This window comes from Aminobacter aminovorans (genome assembly GCF_900445235.1).
Classification (GTDB): domain Bacteria; phylum Pseudomonadota; class Alphaproteobacteria; order Rhizobiales; family Rhizobiaceae; genus Aminobacter; species Aminobacter aminovorans.
Window position 1 is genome coordinate 2,432,257 of sequence record NZ_UFSM01000001.1, and the last position, 18,890, is coordinate 2,451,146.

At 63.3% G+C, this 18,890-nt stretch carries 20 protein-coding genes; 13 read left to right on the top strand and 7 right to left on the bottom strand.

What is annotated here, in order from left to right; all coding sequences use genetic code 11:
* The first annotated feature begins 64 nt into the window (after positions 1 to 64).
* From DY201_RS11855 to DY201_RS11870, 4 genes are all read left to right on the top strand, one after another.
* Positions 65 to 592: an RrF2 family transcriptional regulator gene (locus DY201_RS11855; protein ID WP_115731374.1), complete on the top strand. Its 528-nt coding sequence runs from the start codon at positions 65 to 67 to the stop codon at positions 590 to 592.
* Positions 589 to 1,047: a carboxymuconolactone decarboxylase family protein gene (locus DY201_RS11860; protein ID WP_115731375.1), complete on the top strand. Its 459-nt coding sequence runs from the start codon at positions 589 to 591 to the stop codon at positions 1,045 to 1,047. The genes DY201_RS11855 and DY201_RS11860 overlap by 4 nt, the downstream gene beginning before the upstream one ends.
* Before the next feature lie 69 nt (positions 1,048 to 1,116).
* The gene (locus tag DY201_RS11865) at positions 1,117 to 1,494 is read left to right on the top strand and encodes a DoxX family protein (protein WP_115731376.1); all 378 of its coding nucleotides are present in this window, start codon (positions 1,117 to 1,119) and stop codon (positions 1,492 to 1,494) included.
* Positions 1,495 to 1,956: 462 nt separating this feature from the next.
* Positions 1,957 to 2,490, top strand: a complete 534-nt coding sequence (locus tag DY201_RS11870) for an EF-hand domain-containing protein (protein WP_207904359.1) — start codon at positions 1,957 to 1,959, stop codon at positions 2,488 to 2,490.
* Positions 2,491 to 2,550: 60 nt separating this feature from the next.
* Here the strand turns inward: DY201_RS11870 and DY201_RS11875 are convergent, their stop codons facing one another.
* Positions 2,551 to 3,183: a TetR family transcriptional regulator C-terminal domain-containing protein gene (locus DY201_RS11875; protein ID WP_115733741.1), complete on the bottom strand. Its 633-nt coding sequence runs from the start codon at positions 3,181 to 3,183 to the stop codon at positions 2,551 to 2,553.
* Positions 3,184 to 3,422: 239 nt separating this feature from the next.
* On the opposite strand from DY201_RS11875, the gene aptA reads away from it, so the two are divergent.
* From aptA to DY201_RS11920, 9 genes are all read left to right on the top strand, one after another.
* The gene (aptA, locus tag DY201_RS11880; RefSeq protein WP_115731378.1) at positions 3,423 to 4,751 is read left to right on the top strand and encodes an omega-aminotransferase AptA; all 1,329 of its coding nucleotides are present in this window, start codon (positions 3,423 to 3,425) and stop codon (positions 4,749 to 4,751) included.
* Complete coding sequence (locus DY201_RS11885) at positions 4,748 to 5,047, top strand: cupin domain-containing protein (protein ID WP_115731379.1); 300 nt, start codon at positions 4,748 to 4,750, stop codon at positions 5,045 to 5,047. The genes aptA and DY201_RS11885 overlap by 4 nt, the downstream gene beginning before the upstream one ends.
* A gap of 11 nt (positions 5,048 to 5,058) precedes the next feature.
* The gene (locus tag DY201_RS11890) at positions 5,059 to 6,309 is read left to right on the top strand and encodes a Zn-dependent hydrolase (RefSeq protein ID WP_115731380.1); all 1,251 of its coding nucleotides are present in this window, start codon (positions 5,059 to 5,061) and stop codon (positions 6,307 to 6,309) included.
* 153 nt (positions 6,310 to 6,462) lie between these two features.
* Positions 6,463 to 7,914: a dihydropyrimidinase gene (hydA, locus tag DY201_RS11895; RefSeq protein WP_115731381.1), complete on the top strand. Its 1,452-nt coding sequence runs from the start codon at positions 6,463 to 6,465 to the stop codon at positions 7,912 to 7,914.
* A gap of 259 nt (positions 7,915 to 8,173) precedes the next feature.
* Complete coding sequence (locus DY201_RS11900; RefSeq protein WP_172582926.1) at positions 8,174 to 8,995, top strand: ABC transporter ATP-binding protein; 822 nt, start codon at positions 8,174 to 8,176, stop codon at positions 8,993 to 8,995.
* Positions 8,985 to 9,539 carry a hypothetical protein gene (locus DY201_RS11905; RefSeq protein WP_131922440.1) on the top strand — a complete coding sequence of 185 codons (555 nt, stop codon included), beginning with the start codon at positions 8,985 to 8,987 and terminating at the stop codon, positions 9,537 to 9,539. Before DY201_RS11900 ends, DY201_RS11905 begins: the two co-directional genes overlap by 11 nt.
* A 49-nt stretch (positions 9,540 to 9,588) precedes the next feature.
* A complete protein-coding gene (locus DY201_RS11910; RefSeq protein ID WP_115731383.1) occupies positions 9,589 to 10,467 on the top strand; it encodes an ABC transporter permease in 879 nt (292 codons plus the stop codon).
* On the top strand, positions 10,464 to 11,597 hold the full coding sequence (locus tag DY201_RS11915) for an ABC transporter permease (RefSeq protein WP_425358724.1): 1,134 nt from the start codon (positions 10,464 to 10,466) through the stop codon (positions 11,595 to 11,597). Before DY201_RS11910 ends, DY201_RS11915 begins: the two co-directional genes overlap by 4 nt.
* 50 nt (positions 11,598 to 11,647) lie before the next feature.
* Positions 11,648 to 12,622 (top strand): ABC transporter substrate-binding protein, encoded by a 975-nt coding sequence (locus DY201_RS11920; RefSeq protein ID WP_115731385.1) that lies wholly within the window; start codon positions 11,648 to 11,650, stop codon positions 12,620 to 12,622.
* A 120-nt stretch (positions 12,623 to 12,742) separates the two neighbouring features.
* Here the strand turns inward: DY201_RS11920 and DY201_RS11925 are convergent, their stop codons facing one another.
* The 6 genes from DY201_RS11925 to DY201_RS11950 all read right to left on the bottom strand — a co-directional run bounded on the left by DY201_RS11925 (position 12,743) and on the right by DY201_RS11950 (position 18,816).
* On the bottom strand, positions 12,743 to 13,003 hold the full coding sequence (locus tag DY201_RS11925) for a DUF6966 domain-containing protein (RefSeq protein WP_115731386.1): 261 nt from the start codon (positions 13,001 to 13,003) through the stop codon (positions 12,743 to 12,745).
* A 42-nt stretch (positions 13,004 to 13,045) separates the two neighbouring features.
* Positions 13,046 to 14,734: an ArnT family glycosyltransferase gene (locus DY201_RS11930; RefSeq protein ID WP_115731387.1), complete on the bottom strand. Its 1,689-nt coding sequence runs from the start codon at positions 14,732 to 14,734 to the stop codon at positions 13,046 to 13,048.
* A 7-nt stretch (positions 14,735 to 14,741) separates the two neighbouring features.
* Positions 14,742 to 15,071 carry a lipid-A-disaccharide synthase N-terminal domain-containing protein gene (locus DY201_RS11935; protein ID WP_067960293.1) on the bottom strand — a complete coding sequence of 110 codons (330 nt, stop codon included), beginning with the start codon at positions 15,069 to 15,071 and terminating at the stop codon, positions 14,742 to 14,744.
* Positions 15,068 to 15,784: a glycosyltransferase family 2 protein gene (locus DY201_RS11940; RefSeq protein WP_115731388.1), complete on the bottom strand. Its 717-nt coding sequence runs from the start codon at positions 15,782 to 15,784 to the stop codon at positions 15,068 to 15,070. The genes DY201_RS11935 and DY201_RS11940 overlap by 4 nt, the downstream gene beginning before the upstream one ends.
* Before the next feature lie 207 nt (positions 15,785 to 15,991).
* Entirely contained in the window at positions 15,992 to 17,644 is a 1,653-nt protein-coding gene (locus DY201_RS11945) for a thiamine pyrophosphate-binding protein (RefSeq protein ID WP_115731389.1), read from the bottom strand.
* The gene (locus DY201_RS11950; protein ID WP_115731390.1) at positions 17,641 to 18,816 is read right to left on the bottom strand and encodes a CaiB/BaiF CoA transferase family protein; all 1,176 of its coding nucleotides are present in this window, start codon (positions 18,814 to 18,816) and stop codon (positions 17,641 to 17,643) included. Before DY201_RS11950 ends, DY201_RS11945 begins: the two co-directional genes overlap by 4 nt.
* Positions 18,817 to 18,890 lie beyond the last annotated feature (74 nt).

Consider the following 18,890-nt stretch of genomic DNA (forward strand, 5'->3'; position numbering starts at 1 on the left):
CGCATGCGCCTATTGCGGATAAGATTTATCCACGATATTAGATATCCACGATAAGGAGACCACGATGAAGCATGGTGATGGCGTGGAGGCGGCGATCCATTGTGCGGCGATGCTGGCCGGCGTCGATGGCGACGGCACGCTGCCCGGCAATGCCATGGCCGAAGCCTTCGGCCTGTCACCGAGCTATTTGCTCAAGCACTTGAAGGCGCTGACGGCGGCTAAGGTGCTGGAATCGGTGCCTGGTCCGAGCGGCGGCTACAGGCTGGCGAAGCCGGCCGAGCAGATTACGCTGCTCGACATCGTGCTGGCGATCGAGGGCAGGGAGCCGGCGTTCCGCTGCGGCGAGATAAGGCAGAAGGGCAGCTATGCGCTCGACCCCTCGGCCTATGTAAAACCCTGCGGAATCAATGTCGCCATGCTCAAGGCCGAGCGTGCCTATCGGATGGCGCTGGCCGGCACGCGGCTCTCCGACATCGTCACCGATTTCACCGAGAACACCGATCGACGCATCGTCGCCGCCAGCTGCGCCTTCGTGGCGCTGAACCAGCGGCCGCAAAAGACAAGAACCATCAACGAAAGGAAGATGCCGTGAAACCAAGAATGAATTTCTACACCGCTGCACCGGAACTGACCAAGCTTCTGGTCTCGCTCAACACCGCGATCAATGAATGTGGGCTCGAGCATAGCCTGCTGCACCTGATCAAGCTGCGTGCGTCGCAGATCAACGGCTGCTCCTATTGCGTCGATATGCACAGCCGCGAAGCCAAGCACGATGGAGAGACCGAGCAGCGCCTCTGGCTCGTCGCGGCATGGAAGGAGTCGCCGCTTTTCAGCGAGCGTGAGCGCATGGCCTTTGCCTGGACCGAAGCGGTCACCAAAATCGCCGATGCGGGCGTTCCGGCCGAGCTTTATGCCGAAGGCCAGAAGCACTTTTCCGGCGAAGAGCTGGTCAAGCTCACCATGGCGGTAGGCATGATCAACACCTGGAACCGGCTCTGCGTGACGTTCCACGCCATCCATCCGGTTGAAGCCGCCAAGGCCGCTTGACCCTAGCAACTCTCCCAAAATCAAAGGCATTTCAGCGGCCGCCGATGGCGGCCGCGCAAGGAGCTGTTCATGTTCGAAACGGATATTTCGGCGCTCACCGCAGTCGGCCGTCTTTTGCTCGGCGGCGCCTTCCTCTTTGCCGGCCTGCGCAACATCGCCAACACCAAGCTTTTGTCGGGCATGATGTCGGCGCGCGGCGTACCGCAGGCGCATCTCGTCCTATGGGCCGGGATCATTCTACAGATCACCGCCGGCCTGATGCTGGTGGTCGGCTTTCACACCGCCTATGCGGCCGCGGTGTTGATCGTGTTCCTGATCGCTGGAACGCTGATGTTCAACAATTTTTGGGATCATCAGGGCCCGGACCGCGCCTCGCGAATCAATGGCGTCGTCAGCAACGTGGCGCTGGCCGGCAGTTTTCTGCTGGTGATCGCAGCCGGCAGCTAGGTCGCCTGGCAGCGAAGGAAAAGATCGACTTTCGTTGCCAAGTCACGCCAGCGCAGGTGCTTTCCCGATTGGTGGCTGGTCTGCGGTTGGCGGCGCTTTTGTCTTCAATCGTGGTGATTTCGGGCTGTCCGGACACGAAAACGCCTGCATCTGGACGGCTCTCGTGTTTCAATGAATGCTGCGGCCTGTCCAGATTGGCGTGCCGCAAAGCCGACGGCGAAGACGAGACACGCCATGACTCGAACTCCCAAGAAAAGCGAAACGCTGGAAATCCGGATTCCGCACGAGACCAAGCAGGCCCTGATGGCTCGCAGTCGGGCCGAGGGGAAACCGGCCAGCGAGGTCGTGCGCGGTTTCATCGACGCCTATCTGACTAAGACGGCATGTTCAACCCAGCCCACATTCGGCCCGACAGCACGGGAAAGAAACATAACCAGACTTCGCCTCTACGCACGGCCATCCATGGCCCTTCTTGCTACCCTCGTCGCCGTGGGCGTCGTCGGGCTCGCCGTGTCGCCGGCAACCGCACTGCCGGACCTGCAGGCTGCCTTCAAGGAAGCGGATGCCGACGGCAATGGCGCGCTTAGCCCCGACGAGTTCGGCGGAACCTTGGCCAGAACCGTCAAGATCGGCCCGGCGGGCGCGGCCGACGCGACCGCACTGCCGAAGCCTGACAAGGCCCAACCCGGGCTGATGTTCGTAATGCGCGCCGCACCCGAGGCGGGCGACAAGCCGGTGTCACTGTCGGTACGCGCGCCTGACGAGGGCGGAAGGGACCGTGCGGGCGGCGACGGCAGATTGAGCTTCGAGGAGTTCGAGGCGCATCACCGAGCCCTGGTCGACCGCGCGTTTGCCGCCGTCGATGCCGACAAGGACGGCTTCCTGTCGCCTGGCGAGATCGGCGGTGATGGCGATCGTCCCTCTGCGATCGCTGCCTTCGATCGCGACGCTGACGGCAGCCTGTCGCGCCAGGAGTTCATGGCACCCAGGGAGTAGGCCAGAGAATCCAGCCGCTGCGAGTGACGCCGTGCGTCCGGATGGACGCGCAAACGGCGGTCAGTCCTTCGGCTTGAGCCCTTCGAGGAACAGCTGTTCGAGAAACCGGGCGGCATCCTCGAAGCGGCCGTCGCCGCCACGGTCCGGGCCGAGCACCGCGCGGACCTGGACGTCGAAATCGGCATAATGCTGGGTCGTCGCCCAGATCGAGAAGATCAGGTGCCAGGGATCGGTCCTGGCGATCTTGCCCGCCCTCATCCAGCCCTTGATGACCTCGGCCTTCTCGTCGACCAGTTCCTTCAGCTCGCCCTCAAGCATCGGCATTATGCGCGGCGCTCCCTGCAGGATTTCATTGGCGAAGAGCCGGCTCTCGCGCGGATAGTCGCGCGCCATTTCGAGCTTGCGCCTGATGTAGCTGCGCAGCTCGGTCATCGGGTCGCCGACGTTGTCGAGTTCCTTCAGCGGCGCGAGCCAGGTGTCGAGCAGCCGGTGCATCAGCGTCTCGTGGATGTCTTCCTTGCGCCGGAAATAATAGAGCAAATTGGGCTTCGACATGCCTGCCGCCTCGGCAATCTGGTCGATGGTCGAGCCACGGAAGCCGTTGGTGGAAAACACGTCTAGGGCGGCTTCGAGGATGACCTCGTGCTTCTCCTTCTGGATGCGGGTGCGGCCGCGCGGTGTCGAGCCTTCCATGGTCATGACGTCCCGAAATCGAGAGTAGGTGGCTGCAGTCTCTGGACCAATCGGCTGGACCAGTTCTTGCTGACCTGTGGAGCGCGCCTCCCAAGCCGCATTTCCGGTAGTAATCCCTTGACCGCCAAAGCGGCGGTGCTAACGTTTGTCCATTCGGTCAAAAAATTGCGTAGCATGAAAACGCACCGAAGACCAAGCGTTGGCCGTACCTAAACAGGGGAAGAAAGGAAAGCTTGGTCATGTCGGACAGGCTCAAAGTTACGCCCAACGATCTCAGCGCATTCTGGATGCCGTTCACCTCGAACCGGCAGTTCAAGCAGGCGCCGCGCATGATGGTTGCGGCCAAGGACATGCATTACACGTCGAGCGACGGCCGCAAGATTCTCGACGGCACCGCAGGTCTCTGGTGCGTGAATGCCGGCCACTGCCGGCCCAAGATCACCGAGGCGATCCAGAAGCAGGCCGCAGAGCTCGACTATGCGCCGGCGTTCCAGATGGGCCACCCGATCGTCTTCGAACTGGCGAACCGCCTCGTCGACATCGCGCCCGAGGGCATGGACCACGTCTTCTTCACCAATTCCGGTTCGGAATCGGTAGAGACCGCGCTCAAGATGGCGCTGGCCTATCACCGCGTGAAGGGCGACGGCGCGCGCACCCGCCTCATCGGCCGCGAGCGCGGCTATCACGGCGTCAATTTCGGCGGCATCTCGGTCGGCGGCATCGTCACCAACCGCAAGATGTTCGGCACGCTTCTGGCCGGTGTCGACCACATGCCGCATACCCACTTGCCGGGCAAGAACGCCTTCACCAAGGGCGAGCCGGAATATGGCGCAGAGCTCGCCGACGAACTCGAGCGCATCGTCACGTTGCATGACGCCTCGACCATCGCCGCCGTCATCGTCGAGCCGGTCGCCGGCTCCACCGGCGTGCTCATCCCGCCGAAGGGCTATCTGCAGAAGCTGCGCGACATCTGTACCAAGCACGGCATCCTGTTGATCTTCGACGAGGTCATCACCGGGTTCGGCCGTCTCGGCACGCCGTTCGCGGCCGACTATTTCGGCGTCATCCCCGACATCATCACCACCGCCAAGGGCGTCTCCAACGGCGTCATCCCGATGGGCGCGGTGTTCGTGAAGAAGGAGATCCATGACGCCTTCATGACCGGCCCCGAGCACATGATCGAGTTCTTCCACGGCTACACCTATTCGGGCAACCCGATCGCCTCGGCCGCGGCACTCGCCACGCTCGACACCTACAAGGAAGAGGGCTTGCTGACCCGTGGCGCCGAACTTGCTTCCTATTGGGAGGAAGCGCTGCATTCGCTCAAGGGCGAGCCGCATGTCATCGACATCCGCAATATTGGCCTGATCGGCGCGATCGAGCTTCAGCCGATGGCAGGCGCGCCGACCAAGCGTGCCTTCTCAGCCTTCGTCAAGGCGTTCGAGCGCGGCGCGCTGATCCGCACCACGGGCGACATCATCGCCCTGTCGCCGCCGCTGATCATCACCAAGGGCCAGATCAACGAGCTGATCGATCATGTCCGGGAAGTGCTGAGGATGGTGGATTGACCTACCAGGCGCGGCAACAGGCGACGAGCGAAGTGCTCGTCGACGACGACAAGGTCCGCGTCACGCGCTGGGATTTCGATCCCGGCGCGGAAACGCGTTGGCACCGGCATGGCATGGACTATGTCGTGACGACGATCACGCCTTGCGCTTTCCTGCTGGAAGAGCCCGGCGGCGGCACGCGACGCGTCGACATGGCTGCCGGCGTCGCCTATAGGCGCAACGAGGGCGTCGAGCACAATGTGGTCAATGCCGGCGACAAGCCTATGTCGTTCGTTGAAGTCGAGTTGAAAGCATAAGGGTCCGAACCATGTCCGCACCAGGCGAAAATCTCCGAATCAATTCAGAGCGTTTGTGGGATTCGCTGATGGAAATGGCGAAGATCGGCCCCGGCGTTGCCGGCGGCAACAATCGCCAGACCCTGACCGACGAGGACGGCGAGGGCCGCCATCTGTTCAAGAAATGGTGTGACGCGGCCGGGCTCGAGATGGGCGTTGACGAGATGGGCACGATGTTTGCCCGTCGCGAGGGCACAGACCCCGAGGCGCTGCCGGTCTATGTCGGCAGCCACCTCGACACCCAGCCTACGGGCGGCAAATTCGATGGCGTGCTGGGCGTGCTCGGCGGCCTGGAAGTGATGCGCACGCTCAACGATCTCGGCATCAAGACCAGGCATCCGATCGTCGTTGCCAACTGGACCAACGAGGAAGGCACACGTTTTGCGCCGGCGATGCTGGCGTCCGGTGTGTTCGCCGGCGTCCTGGAGCAGGACTGGGCTTACGGCCGCAAGGATGCGCACGGCAAGAGCTTCGGCGAAGAGCTGGAGCGGATCGGCTGGAAGGGCACCGAGAAGGTCGGCGCCCGCAAGATGAAGGCGTTCTTCGAACTGCATATCGAGCAGGGGCCGATCCTCGAGGACGAGGACATCGAAATCGGCGTCGTCACCCACGGCCAGGGCCTGAAGTGGCTGCAGGTTACGTTGACGGGTCGCGAGGCCCATACCGGCTCGACGCCGATGTACAAGCGCCGCAATGCCGGGCTCGGTATGGCGCGGGTGACCGAACTGGTGCACGAGATCGCCATGGACTACCAGCCCGACGCCGTCGGCGCCGTCGGTCACATGGAGGTCTATCCCAACTCGCGCAACATCATCGCCGGCCGTACCGTCTTCACCATCGACATCCGCTCACCGGAGAAGGACGTGCTCGACGCCATGGACGGGCGCATCCGCGAGGGCATCGCCACGATCTGCGAGGCGCTTGATATCTCCTACGAGATCGATCAGGTCGGCCATTTCGACCCGGTCGCCTTCGACAAGGATTGCGTCAAGGCCGTGCGCGACGCCGCCGACAGGCTTGGCTACAGCCACCGCGACATCGTTTCGGGTGCCGGCCACGACGCCTGCTGGATCAACCGCGTTGCGCCGACGGCAATGGTGTTCTGCCCATGTGTCGACGGGCTGAGCCACAACGAAGACGAAGAGATCTATCCGGAATGGGCCGCCGCCGGCTGCGACGTGCTGTTCCACGCCGTGGTCGAGACCGCGGAGATCGTTGAGTGAGTTTTTGGGCCGACATTGCCGCGCGGGCAGTCCTTTCCCATCACGGGGAAGGGCGGCTTGCGCTTGGCTTGCGTGGAGTGTCTGCCCTTAGATGATGTGAAACTTTGCTGAAGCGCTCGCAAAGAAGCGCGGCAACAATAGGGGAACTGAAGAATGACCAAAGTCATCCGAAACGGCACCATCGTCACGGCCGACCGGACGTGGAAGGCCGACGTGCTGATCCAGCATGGCAAGATCGTCGCCATCGGCGAGAATCTGCATGCCGACCATGAGTTCGATGCCACCGGCTGCTACATCATGCCCGGTGGCATCGACCCGCACACCCATCTCGAAATGCCGTTCATGGGCACCTATTCGGCCGACGATTTCGAGAGCGGCACGCGCGCAGCACTTTCCGGCGGCACGACGATGGTCGTCGATTTCTGCCTGCCGTCGCCCGGCCAGTCGCTGCTCGAAGCGCTGCAGATGTGGGACAACAAGACCTCCAAGGCCTGTTCCGACTATTCGTTCCACATGGCGATCACCTGGTGGGGCGAGCAGGTGTTCAACGAGATGGCTCAGGTCGTCGACAAGGGCATCACCTCGTTCAAGCACTTCATGGCCTACAAGGGCGCGCTGATGGTCGACGACGACGAAATGTACTCGTCGTTCAAGCGTTGCGCCGAGCTCGGCGCGCTGCCGCTGGTCCATGCCGAAAACGGCGACGTCGTCGCCCAGCTGTCGGCCAAGCTGCTGGCCGAAGGCAATAACGGCCCCGAGGCGCATGCCTATTCGCGGCCGCCCGAGGTCGAGGGCGAGGCGACCAACCGCGCCATCATGATCGCCGACATGGTGGGCAGCCCCCTCTATGTCGTGCACACTTCCTGCGAGCAGGCGCATGAGGCGATCCGTCGTGCCAGGCAGAAGGGCATGCGCGTCTATGGCGAGCCGCTGATCCAGCATCTGGTGCTCGACGAGACCGAATATTTTAACAAGGACTGGGACCATGCGGCGCGCCGGGTGATGAGCCCGCCCTTCCGCAACAAGCTGCACCAGGATTCCTTGTGGGCCGGCCTGCAGGCGGGCTCGCTGCAGGTGGTGGCGACGGACCATTGTTCGTTCACCACGGCGCAGAAGCGCACCGGTGTCGGCAATTTCACCAAGATACCCAACGGCACCGGCGGCCTCGAGGACCGCATGCCGGTCCTGTGGACCAAGGGCGTCAACACCGGCCGGCTGACGATGAACGAGTTCGTCGCGGTGACCTCGACCAACATCGCCAAGATCCTCAACATGTACCCGAAGAAAGGCGCCATCGTCGAAGGAGCGGACGCCGACGTCATCGTCTGGGATCCGAAGCGCAAGAAGACCATCGCCGCCAAGAGCCAGCAGTCGGTCATCGACTACAATGTCTTCGAGGGCATCGAGCTGACCGGCCTACCACGCTTCGTCTTCACCCGCGGCGAACTGGCGATCCAGGAGCACGAGATCAAGGTGCAGCCCGGCCATGGCGAATTCGTCGCCCGCGAGCCGCATGCAGCGGTCAACCGGGCGCTGTCGCAGTGGAAGGAGATCACAGCACCGCGCAAGGTCGAACGCACAGGTATCCCGGCGACGGGAGTGTAGACGGATTGCGGCGGCCAGCCGTCGTGGCTGTCAACTCTTGCTGGCGGGTCGCAGCCGTCCTTGGCGGTGGCCGCAACAACCACGCGAGTACGCGCGGGCGAATTCCTAATGTAGCGAACAGGGATGGCGGCCGCGCCTTGCGGTCGCAAGGACGGCGGCAGAAGACGAGCGGTCTCGCGTGCCAGGAAAAACATCCCGATCAAGTGGACGCTTTCCTCATCTTCGGAGAGGATGGCATGATGTGGGGTAAAGTCGGGCAATGCTCATGACAGTCAATCAAGCCACGGCGACGAGCGTCGAGCGAAACGCAGTCGTCGAAGCCAGACAACTGGGGCTGACCTTCCAGACCAATGACGGCCCGGTGCGGGCGCTTTCGGACGTCAATCTGACCATCAACAAGGGCGAGTTCGTCTCCTTCATCGGGCCTTCGGGCTGCGGCAAGACGACCTTCCTTCGTGTCATCGCCGATCTTGAGCAGCCGACGGAAGGCACCATCTCGATCAACGGCATGACGCCGGAACAGGCGCGCCAGGCGCGGGCCTATGGCTATGTCTTCCAGGCGGCCGCGCTATTTCCGTGGCGGACCATCGAAAACAATGTCGGGCTTCCGCTCGAGATCATCGGCCTGTCCAAGGCCGAGCAGCAGGCGCGCATCAAGCGCACTATGGATCTGGTAAATCTCACTGGTTTCGAGAAGAAATATCCCTGGCAGCTTTCCGGCGGCATGCAGCAGCGCGCCTCGATCGCGCGCGCGCTGGCCTTCGATGCCGACCTTCTGCTGATGGATGAGCCGTTCGGCGCGCTCGACGAGATCGTGCGTGACCATCTCAACGAACAGCTGCTCCGGTTGTGGCGGCAGACCAACAAGACGATCTGCTTCGTCACGCACTCGATCCCCGAGGCCGTCTACCTCTCCACGCGCATCGTCGTCATGTCGCCGCGCCCCGGCCGGGTCACCGACGTGATCGAGTCGACGCTGCCCACCGAGCGGCCGCTCGACATCCGCGAGAGCCCGGAATTCCTGGCGATCGCCGCGCGTGTCCGCGATGGGCTCAGGGCAGGGCACAGCTATGACGACTGAGATGGGGTTCGAGGATCCTCGTACATCGCGGATTACGGCTTCGAACGTCAATGGGGAAACTGTCCTGCGCGTCCCGCCGAGCCGCAACGCGTTCGCCTTGGCTTTTCTGTTTGTTTGGCTTGGAGGCTGGACTGCCGGCGGCGTGATGGCGTTCAATCAGCTCGGCGTAGCGCAAGGTGGAGCCCAGGGTTTTCTGCTCTTCTGGCTATGTGCGTGGGCTTTGGGTTGGATCGGTGCCGCCGGCACACTCGTGTGGCAGGTTTTCGGTGCCGAGCTTATCGGGGCGACCAGCGTTGCGCTGACTCATTCTTACCGGCTGTTCTTCTGGTCGCGTACACGCAGGTTCAATCCTGCCTCCATCAGGAAGCTGCGCTGGAAAGAGGGTAACGGATCGCAATGGAACCGCCACGGGGATCCGTCTTCAGTGGCCTTCGATTACGGCGCAAAGACAATCCAAATGGCCAAAGGCGTGGACTCTGGGGAGGGGGAATACATCGTAAACACCCTTCGGCAGAGACTTGGCCTTGAGAGGGCGCGCCCATGAACGTCAAGGAACCTGTCATGTGCAGCCTCAAGTCGTGGGAGGCCTGCTGATGGATCGCCTCGGAGACCGGGTCGTGCCCGTCATCACCATCCTCGCGGTCATCGTCGTCGCGTGGTATGCCTTCGCCGTCTTCATGAATGCACCGTTCCAGCGCGATCTCGACCGACGGGCGGGCGAGACGCCGACCACGGTGGAATTCATCGGCAAGACGCTGTCGCAGCCCAAGCCGACGATGCCCGCACCGCACCAGGTGGCGCAGAACTTCTTTGAAAACACGTTCCTCAGGAAGGTCACCAGCGCGCGCAGTCTCGTCTACCACTCGTGGGTGACGCTGTCTTCGACGCTGCTCGGCTTCACCTTCGGCACGGCACTCGGCATCCTGATCGCCGTCGGCATCGTGCATGTGATCGCGCTTGACCGCAGCCTGATGCCGTGGATCATCGCTTCGCAGACGATCCCGATCCTTGCGGTGGCGCCGATGATCATCGTCGTTCTGGCGGCAATCGGCATCACCGGGCTGATCCCCAAGGCTCTGATTTCGACCTATCTGTCGTTCTTCCCTGTCGCCGTGGGCATGGTGAAGGGGCTGCGTTCGCCCGATCTCATGCACCTCGACCTGATGCATACCTACAATGCGAGTGCGTCACAGACCTTCTGGAAGCTGCGCGTGCCGGCTTCGGTGCCGTTCCTGTTTGCCTCGATGAAGGTGGCGGTGGCGGCAAGCCTGGTCGGCGCCATCGTCGGCGAGTTGCCGACGGGTGCCGTTGCTGGCATCGGCGCAAAACTGCTCGCGGGCTCCTATTACAGCCAGACCATCGACATGTGGGCAGCGCTTGTCGCCGGATCGGTGGTGGCGGCAATGCTGGTGGTGCTGGTGGGGATCGTCGGCAAGATTGTCGAACGCTCGATGGGCGGGAGGCCGGCATGATGAACTCCAAGCCGTCCTGGCAGGTCGGGCTGGCGGTGCTGCTTTGCGCCGTGGCAATGGCGACGATGCCGATGCTCGCCACCGAGGCTACCGCACCGATGTCGAGAGGCACGACGTCACTTGTCATCGGGCTCATCGCGTTGAGCGGCGTTGCCTCCTTCGCCATGTTTTCCGGCATCGCCAGTGCCGCCGTGCTGTTCGTCGGCGCGCATGGCGCTGCCTGGTTGCTGATCGCGGGCATTGCCGGCAATGAAGGCATGGCGCGCCTGCCATACTTCCTGCTGCTGGCCGCGGCCTGGCTGCTGGCCTGGCGTTGCGTTGACGTCCTGTCGGCGGTCCGCCCGGTGTCGAAACAGGCAAGCACGCTGCTCAGGCTGCTGATCCCGGCAATCTTCGGGGCGTGGATTTTGATCATATGGGAGGCGGTGACCCGCGGAGCGGGCATCCCCTTCATCCTGTTGCCGCCGCCGAGCGCAATTGCCGCGCGCATCGGCACATCGCTGCCGACGCTTGCCGCCGATGTGCGCCAGACGATCTTCAAGGCGGTGCTGTTCGGCTACGTCGTCGGCTGCGCCTCGGGCTTCGTCGTCGCGATCCTGGCCGACCGCGTGCCGTTCCTGCGCCGCGGGCTCCTGCCCATCGGCAACATGGTGTCGGCGCTGCCGATCATCGGCGTGGCGCCGATCATGGTGATCTGGTTCGGCTTCGAATGGCAGTCGAAGGCCGCCGTGGTCATCATCATGACCTTTTTCCCGATGCTGGTGAACACCGTCGCCGGGCTCGCCGCATCGGGCCACATGGAGCGCGACCTGATGCGCACCTATGCGTCCAACTACTGGCAGACGCTGTTCAAGTTGCGCCTGCCTGCAGCCGCGCCCTTCATCTTCAATGCGTTGAAGATCAACTCCACGCTGGCGCTGATCGGCGCCATCGTCGCCGAATTCTTCGGCACGCCGATCGTCGGCATGGGCTTCCGCATCTCGACCGAGATCGGGCGCATGAATGTCGACATGGTCTGGGCGGAGATCGCTGTTGCGGCTCTGGCCGGTTCCGTCTTCTATGGCGTGGTCGCCCTGATCGAGAGGGCCACCACTTTCTGGCATCCGTCTGTCCGTGGTGGGCGGGCGTGACCTGAGCTCCTTGGGCGGGGCCGCGGTCCAACTTCAGAGGGAAAAAGAAGATGAAAAGACTGATGGTATCGTTGATGGCGGGGGCGATGTCGCTGGCCGCAGCACAAGCGGCACTGGCCGCCGACAAGGTAACGCTGCAGCTCAAATGGGTGACGCAGTCGCAGTTTGCCGGTTACTACGTCGCCAAGGAGAAGGGCTTCTATGGCGAGGAAAACCTCGACGTCGACATCAAGCCGGGTGGCCCTGACATTGCGCCCGAGCAGGTGATCGCCGGCGGTGGCGCCGACGTCATCGTCGACTGGATGGGCGGCGCACTTGCGGCCCGCGAGAAGGGCGTCGGCCTGGTCAACATCGCCCAGCCCTACAAGAAGGCCGGCATGGAGCTGGTCTGTCCGAAGGACGGCCCGGTCAAGACCGAAGCCGACTTCAAGGGCAAGACGCTGGGCGTCTGGTTCTTCGGCAACGAATATCCGTTCTTCGCCTGGATGAACAAGCTCGGCCTCAAGACCGATGGCGGCGCCGATGGCGTGACGGTGCTGAAGCAGAGCTTCGACGTGCAGCCGCTGATCCAGAAACAGGCCGACTGCATCTCGGTCATGACCTACAACGAGTACTGGCAGTTGATCGACGCCGGCTTCAAGCCGGAAGAGCTGACCGTCTTCAACTACACCGCCATGGGCAACGACCTGCTTGAGGATGGCCTCTATGCGATGGAAGACAAGCTCAAGGATCCGGCTTTCGAGGACAAGATGGTCCGCTTCGTGCGCGCCTCTATGAAGGGCTGGAAATATGCTGTCGACAATCCTGACGAAGCTGCCGGCATCGTCGTTGACAATGGCGGCCAGGACGAAAACCACCAGAAGCGCATGATGGGCGAAGTGGCCAAGCTGATCGACAATGCCGACGGCAAGCTGATCGAAGCGGCCTACAAGCGCACCGCCGACGCGCTGCTGGCACAGAAAATCATCACCAAAGAGCCCTCGGGCGCCTGGACCTCTGTCATCACGGACAAGGCGATCAAGTAAGTTCCTGGGGGATCGGCAATCGGAAAGGGGCGGGCGACCGCCCCTTTTTTTGTTTGAGGCTGGCGCTCGAGGTGCGAGCGCAGCGAGCCTCGAAGGACGAAGGCAGGCCGAATATGGTTGTCAGCTAGTGCCGTGCTTGAGCCGGTCTGCCAAGGCCCATGCAATCGACCGCAATCTATCGAGGCTGTCGTTCTCATTGCGGAGGAGGATGCCGTTGCGCTGAAGCAAAAGATCGGTCAGCAATCCCATGCCGCCAAAGAAGCCGAGAAACGGCCACAGGCCATGGGCGTCCGAACGGGCGACAGCATCGGCTGCTTGTCCAATCCGACTCGACCAGAACTTCCCGCCATTCGCCACGGGCAGGCTTTCCAACTTGCGCATCGCGTCGAGAAGGGCCTGAACTTCGGGATCTACGCCAGGGGGCTACTTCGCCAGCGTGTAGAAGGTCAGCGTGCGCGGCTCGCCCTTGGAATAGTTCATGCCTTCGATGAGGCCGCGCTGCCGGAGCGCGTCGACGCCGCCGGGAATGGCGGCGAGGAAGGCCTTGCTCTCGGCTTCTGCGACGACGGCGATAGCGCAGGCGGGATCGGCGATGAGTGCCGCCGCAGCCCCCTTGCCATCGGTCAGCTGGGTATTGGTGCCGGCGAGGAAGACGAGGCTCGGCTCGCCATAGCCGGCTGATGCCAGCACGGAAGTCGGGCAGGGTTTCAGCTTGTCGAAGCGCTCGGCAATCTCAGGGCTGAGCCAGAGGGGCTTGAGCGGCGGCAGGATCTTCAGCGTGAGCACGCCGAAGACCGCAGCAGCGGCCGCCGCGGCGAAGGCAATGCGCTTGACCGGATCCATGCCGTCCGGCGCGCCCATGCCGTAGCGGGCGGCGATCAGGACCAGCACTGCGGCCAGCAGCCCCCACCAGGAGACATAGCCTAGGAAGAAGGGCGTGATCCCGAAGGCGATTGCCGCTAGGCCGATGCTGATGCCGAACATGCCGAAGGCGCAAGCGCGGCGCAGCCAGAGCTGCCAGCGCGACAGTTCGATGCCGGCCGCCGACTTGGAGGTCAACAGCCAGGCCATCAGCAGGATCATCGCCGGGTAGGCCGGCAGGGCGTAGTGCGGCAGCTTGGTCGGGATCAGCTCGATCGCCACCCAGTAGAGCAAGTACCAGGCGAGGCAGAACAGCAGGCGCGGGTCCTGCCGGAAGTTGTTGAGCGCCTTGAGGCCGCCTTCGAGTGCCACCAGCGCGAAGGGCCACATGAACAGCGAATAGGTCAGGAAGTAGTAGCCGGGCGGGAAACCATGCGATTCCTGGCCGGAGCCGACCTTGCTCAGCAGGTCCTTGCCGACCGATTCCTGCCAGAATTCGGCGCCGGTCTTGAGCGTAATGAGAACCAGCCAGGGGGCCGCGACCACAAGGGTCAGCAGCAGGCCGGTGAATGGCCTCAGCTTGCGCAACCAGGCGCGGTCCTTGTCGAAGATGACGAGGGCGGTGATTGTGAGCAGGCTGAGGAAGGGGATCACAGGTCCCTTGATCAGCAGCGCCAGGCCCTGGGCGGCCCAGAAAAGCCAGTTGGCGTTACCTTGCGGCCTGCCGGCCTTGTGGCCGAGATAGATGGTTGCAAGCGCGCCCTGGGCGAGCAGTGCGCTGGCCAGAAGCGTGGCGTCGGTCTTGGCGATGCGCGCTTCGACGCCCAGCATCAGGATGCCCATCAGGCCAAGGCCTGATATGACGCCCGCGGTCCGGCCGAACATGCGGTCACCGATAAAGGCAAGCGCCAGCACCGAGAAGGTGCCGGCGAGCACCGAGATCAGCCGGTAGACCCAGATCGGGGCGTCGCTGCCCTGGCCGCTCAGCAGCACGGCCGTCGACTGCAGCCAGTAGATGCCGGCGGGCTTCTTGTAGCGCGGTACGTCCTGGAAACGGATGTCGACATAGTCGCCGCTTTCGACCATCTGCTTGGTCGCCTGGACGAAGCGCGACTCGTCGCGGTCGGTCGGCGGCAGGGTCGAGGTGCCCGGCGCGAAGGCAAACAGGGCAAGCAGTGCCAGGAGAAGATAAGTCAGTGGCGACAACGCCTTGCGGGACGTTGCGGAGGTTTTGATTCCGGTCGTCGACATGCCGCGGTCAGTCCGTCTTGGACATGGCCAGGCGCCGCTCATTGGCGATCAGCCAGAGATTGCGGATGTAGATGAACAGGCCAAGCCCTTGGCCGGCGATGAAGACCGGATCCTGGCGCTTGATGGCGTAGATCAGAAGCAGCGCGCCGCCGCCAAGCGAGAAGAACCAGAAGGCGATCGGCACGACCGAGCGCTTGGCGCGTTCGGAGGCGAGCCACTGCACCACGAAGCGCATGGTGAAGAAGCCCTGGGCAACGAAGCCGAGCAGGATCCAGCCGTCGAACTGGGCGATGAAGACGTCGTGCAGCCAGGTGCCGAGTTCCGAGATCAGGTTCATTGGCCAAGCTCCGTGACTGATGGCACGACCTTGCGGCGGCGGCGCAGCCACCAAACGCCGAAGAGATCGAGAATGCCGCGCAGGCCGCGATCGAGGATTCCGTAATTGGACTTGCCGTGGATGCGCGAGCGGTCGACGACATCGACATGGATCACGCCGCGGCCTTCACGCAAGGCAAGCGCCGGCAGGTAGCGATGCCAGCCGTCGAAGAACGGCAGCTGGCGGAAGAGATCGGTATGCAGCGCCTTGAGGCCACAGCCCGAGTCGCGGGTGCCGTCGTGCAGAATCATCTCACGCAGGCCGTTGGCGAAGCGTGAGGACAGCTGCTTGAGCTTGGTGTCGGTGCGTTTGAGGCGCTGGCCGGCCGCAATGCCAACGGAAGGGCCTGCAGCAACAAGTGCTTCGGCGAGCTTGGGCAGATAGGCCGGATCGTTCTGGCCATCGCCGTCCATGGTGACGACGATATCGCCTTTGGCGGCGAAAACGCCTGAACGAACGGCAGCACTCTGGCCGGCGGAACGGTCATGCCTGATGTGGCGCAGGCGGCCGGCGCTGCGAGCGAGCTCGGCAAGAACGTCTGATGTGCGGTCTGTCGATCCATCGTCGACGACGATGATCTCGTAGTCGCGGCCGGCCATCGCGGCGTGAACCTCGCCTAACAGGATGGGCAGGTTCTCAGCCTCGTTCTTGCACGGAATGACGATTGAAATCATCAGTTTGCCTGGGGAAGGTTACAACAGGATGGCGAAATTCGCGGCTTCAATAGCACCAAAGCCACGTCTTTGCCACGACGGTCGCGCCTTTCCCTGGGGCAAGTCGCACTTGTCCCCTGGGGGGCAAGTTCCCAGTTGCTTGCCGGGGCAGTCTCACTTTTCCGAGATGCTCACCGGGGCACGGTCTTTCCGTGTCCGGTGCAAGACTCAGCGCTTGTCCCTGATGTCGCTCAGCGTGCGTGTCGGTGTGATCGCCTCGGGATCGAGCTTGATCTCGATGATCGATGGCTTGCCGCTGGCGCGTGCGCGCTCAAAAGCGGGTGCGAACTCGTCGGTCTCGCGCACCGTTTCACCATGGCCGCCATAGGCACGGGCAAGGGCGGCGAAGTCAGGGTTCTTGAGGTCGGTTGCCTCGACGCGGCCGGGATATTCGCGCTCCTGATGCATGCGGATGGTGCCGTAGATGCCGTTGTTGACGACGATCACGATGATCGGCAAGCCGTACTGCACGGCGGTGGCGAATTCCTGGCCGTTCATCATGAAGCAGCCGTCGCCGGCGAAGGCGATGACCTCTCGCTCCGGGAACAGGCCCTTGGCGGCAACCGCGGCCGGCGTGCCATAGCCCATCGAGCCGGAGGTCGGCGCTGCCTGCGTGCCGTAGCGGCGGAAACGGTGGAAGCGGTGCACCCAGGTGGCGTAGTTGCCGGCGCCATTGGTGAGGATCGCATCCTCGGGCAGGGTCTTTTCCAGCCAGTTCATGATCGGACCCATCTGGACTGGCCCCGGGCCGGTAAGCGGTGGGGTCGACCAGGCGAGGTAGTCGGCATGCGCCTTCTTCGTCTCTTCGGCCCAGCCTGGTGCAGCCGGGCCCTTGCGCCTGGCGAAAGCTCGCACGAAAGCGGCCGGTGACGCGTTGATGGCGATCGTAGGCCGGTAGACGCGGCCGAGCTCGTCCGGGTCGGCGTGGACGTGGACGAGCTGCTGGTCCGGATAGGGGCTTTTGAGCAGCGTATAGTCGGATGACGGCATTTCGCCGAAGCGGCCGCCGATCAGCAGTACAAGGTCGGCTTCCTTGATGCGTGCCGCAAGTTTTGGATTGATGCCGATGCCGACATCGCCGGCATAGTTGGCGTGCAGGTGGTCGAACAGCATCTGGCGCCGGAACGAGACGCCGACCGGCAGCGACCATTTCTCTGATATCGCCTGAATGTCGTCGAAGGCCAGGCGCTGGTCCCAGCGCGTGCCGCCGAGAATGACGAAAGGCCGCTTGGCTGCGTTGAGCAGAGCCTCGACCCGGTCCAGCTCGGCCTCGCCAGGATGGGTTTCGACTTGTATTGCGGGCAAGGCGACAGGTGCCTCGACTTCGCTGGTCAGCATGTCCTCTGGCAACGAGATGACCACCGGGCCAGGACGGCCCGACGTCGCCACCGAAAAGGCACGGGTGAGCAGCTCGGGAATGCGCGCGGCGTCGTCGATCTCGACAACCCATTTGGCGATGTCGCCGAAGAAGCGGCGGTAGTTGACCTCCTGGAAGGCCTCGCGTTCCTTGGCGTGGCTCGCCACCTGGCCGATGAAAAGGATCATCGGGATCGAATCCTGCATGGCGATGTGGACGCCGGCTGACGCGTTGGTGGCGCCGGGACCGCGGGTGACGAAGCAGATGCCCGGCTTGCCGGTGAGGCGGCCATGGCAGTCGGCCATCATCGCGGCACCGCCTTCCTGGCGGCAGACGACGCTCTGGATCCTGGAATCATGCAGCGCATCGAGCACGGCCAGATAGGATTCGCCCGGCACGCAATAGATGCGGTCGACGCCATTGGCCTCGAGCGCCTCGACGATCAGTTTTCCGCCGGTCTTCATTTCGCAGTCTTCTCCAGTTCGGCAAGGATCTCAGCGGTGTGTTGCCCGAGGCGCGGCGACGGGCGGTCATAGGCAAGTGGCGTTTCCGACATGACCATCGGCGCGCGCACCGACGGCAGCCTGTTGCCGAGGCCGTCGTCGAGGTCCATGCGCATGCCGCGGGCGATCGCCTGCGGGTCGGCGAAAGCCTGGCCGATGGTGTTGATCGGGCTTGCCGGCACGCCCGACGCTTCGAGCTTTGCCAGCAATTCCTCGCGGCCGAAGCTGGCCAGGGCGGCGACGATCTTTTCGCGCAGCGCGACGCGGTTGCCGACGCGGGCCGAGTTGGTGGCGAAGAGCGGGTCGGTGGCGATGGCTTCGAGCCCGACGATGGCGCAGAATTTCTGGAACTGGCCGTCATTCCCGACAGCAAGGATGAAGTGCCCGTCGCGCACCGGCAACACCTCGTAAGGCGAAATGTTGGGGTGGGCATTGCCCATCTGGACCGGCGAAGTGCCCGAAACGAGGTAGTTCAGGTTCTGGTTGGCGAGCACCGACATCTGAGCGTCGAACAGCGCCATGTCGACATGCTGGCCCTGGCCGGTGGCCTCGGCGTGACGCAGTGCCGCCTGGATGGCGATGACGGAGTAGAGCCCGGTGAAGATGTCGGTGACGGCGACGCCGACCTTCTGCGGCTCGCCGCCGGCGGGGCCGGTAATCGACATCAGGCCGGACATGCCCTGGACGATGAAGTCGTAGCCGGCGCGGGCGGCGTAGGGTCCGTCCTGGCCGAAACCGGTGATCGAGCAATAGACCAGCTTCGGATTGATCTTCTTCAGGCTGTCATAGTCGAGGTCGTATTTCTTCAGGCCGCCGAGCTTGAAGTTCTCGATCAGCACGTCGGCATCTGCGACCAGCTTGCGCACGATCTCGGCCCCTTCCGGTGTCGAGAAGTCGAGTGCGATCGAGCGCTTGCCGCGGTTGCACGAATGATAATAGGCCGCCGACAGGTTTTCGCCGTCATGCGAGGTGACGAAAGGCGGGCCCCATTTGCGGGTGTCGTCGCCGCCGTCGGGATTTTCAACCTTGATGACATCAGCGCCGAGGTCCGCCAGCAATTGCCCCGCCCAAGGGCCGGCAAGGATGCGGGCAAGTTCGATGACGCGGATTCCGTGAAGAGGCGGATTGCTCATGAGGCACCAGATGTCATTTCAACAGATTGTACACAATTGGCTCTAACAGGAGTCCCGATTGGCCGCCACAGCGT